Consider the following 2,117-nt stretch of genomic DNA (forward strand, 5'->3'; position numbering starts at 1 on the left):
TGCTGCACCTGGCTCGCCCAGTCCTGGCGGTCCGCACCCGGGGCCGCGTCCTGGCCCGAGGGGTCCGGCAGCCGGTTGCCCGCCGGATCGAGCCGCCAGCGCCGCTGCTGCACGGCGTCGGCGGCCGCATGCGCCACGCCGATCAGGCGCTGGTGCACGTCGTAGTGGTAGCGCGTGGCATCCAACGGGGTCTGCACGCCCACCAGTTGGCCCAGCGCGTCGTAGGTGTAGCGGCGCACGGACAGGGCGGCGAGCGGGCCCGGTGCCTGCGCCAATCCTGCCGAGGGCAGGCCTTGCCAGTCCTGCTGCAGCAGCCGGCCCATGGGGTCCAGGCGCCGGGTCTGGGTGACTGCGGCATGGGTCAGATCCGTGGCGCTGTCCAGTTGCAGGGTGCGCGCGACCTCCCGGTGCAGCGCATCGCGTTCGATGGCCAGCACCGGGGTCTTGTCCAGCAGCAGCCCGTGCACGTGGCCCGAGCCGTAGGCCAGCCAGTCCAGCTCGCCCAGGCCCTGCAGCTGGCTGCCCAGCCGCTGCCCCAGCGCCCCCAGGCGGTGCGCGATGCGGTGTTCGAACTCGGGCTCTGGCTCGCCGCCCAGCAGGGGCGCGGCATGCGCCTGCCGGTACAGGGTCTGCGCCTCGCCCGTGGACCGGCCGAAGGCGTCGCGCTCCAGGGCCACGCGGGTGTCGGCGATGAGGCGCTCGGCCTGCAGGCGCTGCGCGGCTTCGGCCAGGGCCGGATCGGGCTCTGCGGCAGAGGTTGCGCCCAGGGCCAGCAGGGCTTGCAGCAGCGGGGCGGGCGCGTCCAGCCATTGCTCGCCCAGGGTTTGGACGTGGGTCTGGACGTGGGTCTGGGGGTGGGCGCGGCCTTGTTCTGCCACCCAGGGCAGGTGCGCGCTCCACGTGCGGGCCACGGCGAGGGCGCCGCGGTCGTCGTACTCGTAGGCCTGGATCTGCAGGCTCTCGCCGCGGTCATGGGCGCTGGCGTCGTTGCCCTGCGCGCTTGGCAGGCCCGGGGAGCGGACCAGCACGCGGGCCACGATGCGCCCGCCCGCATCGTGGTGGTTGCGGCTCCTCACGGTGGCGCCCAGCCCTTGGGCGGCCGTCCCCTGCCCGGCCATTCCTTGCCCGGCCATCCCCTGCACGCCCGGGTGGTGGCCCTGCCCGTGCCCGTCGCTCTTGTGCACAAGCTGGCCGGCGGCGTCGTAGCCATAGACCTGCACGCGCCCGTCGAATCCCACCTCTTGCACCAGCCGGTCCTGCACGTCGTGCACGAAGCGGGTGACGGCCTGGTTCTCGTTGATGAGCTCCACCAGACGGCCCGCCACGTCGTAGCGCAGCGCGAATCCCTGGCCGGCCTGGGTTTGCGCGACGACGCGGCCCCACAGGTCGTGCCCGTAGGTGACGGAGGTGCTGGGCAAGGCGCTGTGGCCCGCGGCATCCCCCTCCCCCACGGGCTGCGCACTGTGCGTGGCCGCCTGCAATTGGCCGTTCGGGCCCCAGCGGTATTGCACCTGCGAGCCGTCGGGCGCCATGACGCGGGTGGGCCGGCCCGCGCCGTCGTACTGGTAGCGCGTGCGCTGGTTCAGGGCATCGATGCTCTCGCGCACTTCGCCAAAGGCGCCGTAGTGCCAGGCATGCACCCGGCCCGAGCAGTCGGTGTGGCGCGTGAGTTGCCCGCAGCCGTTGTAGGCCAGTTCCTTGCGCCCGCCCTGCGCGTCGATGACGGCCACGGGCTGGTCGCACCAGGGCTGCGTGGCGAGGTCGATGGCGCCCTCGGCCGTGAGGGGGGCGTATTCGAAGCGGGTGGCCAGGGCCGGGGCATCCAGGCCCTGGGGATCGCCCACGGTCACCTGCCGCAGCCGGCCCCAGGCGTCGTAGTCCATGTGGGTTGGCAGCGCCCCCAGGCCCACGCTCTGCAGCAGCAGGCCGTCCTGCGCCGAGCCTGCCTCGCCCCAGCGATAGCGGGTGCTGCGCCCGTCGGGGTGCTGCGTGCCCAGCAGCCGCCCGGCGCCGTCGTAGCGCCACCAGGTGGTGCGCCCCAGCGGATCGGTGTGCGCCACGCGCCGGCCCGCGCTGTCGTAGCGGTCGCGCTGCTCGGCGCCATCGGGCAGCACGAG

The 2,117-nt window shown here is 74.1% G+C and carries 1 pseudogene; it reads right to left on the reverse strand.

Annotated elements, in window-relative coordinates:
* Nucleotides 1-2,117: pseudogene (locus AC27KI_RS23400) on the reverse strand (RHS repeat-associated core domain-containing protein); the annotation flags it as partial.

The sequence above is a fragment of the Acidovorax sp. KPB24-03 genome, assembly GCF_057546605.1.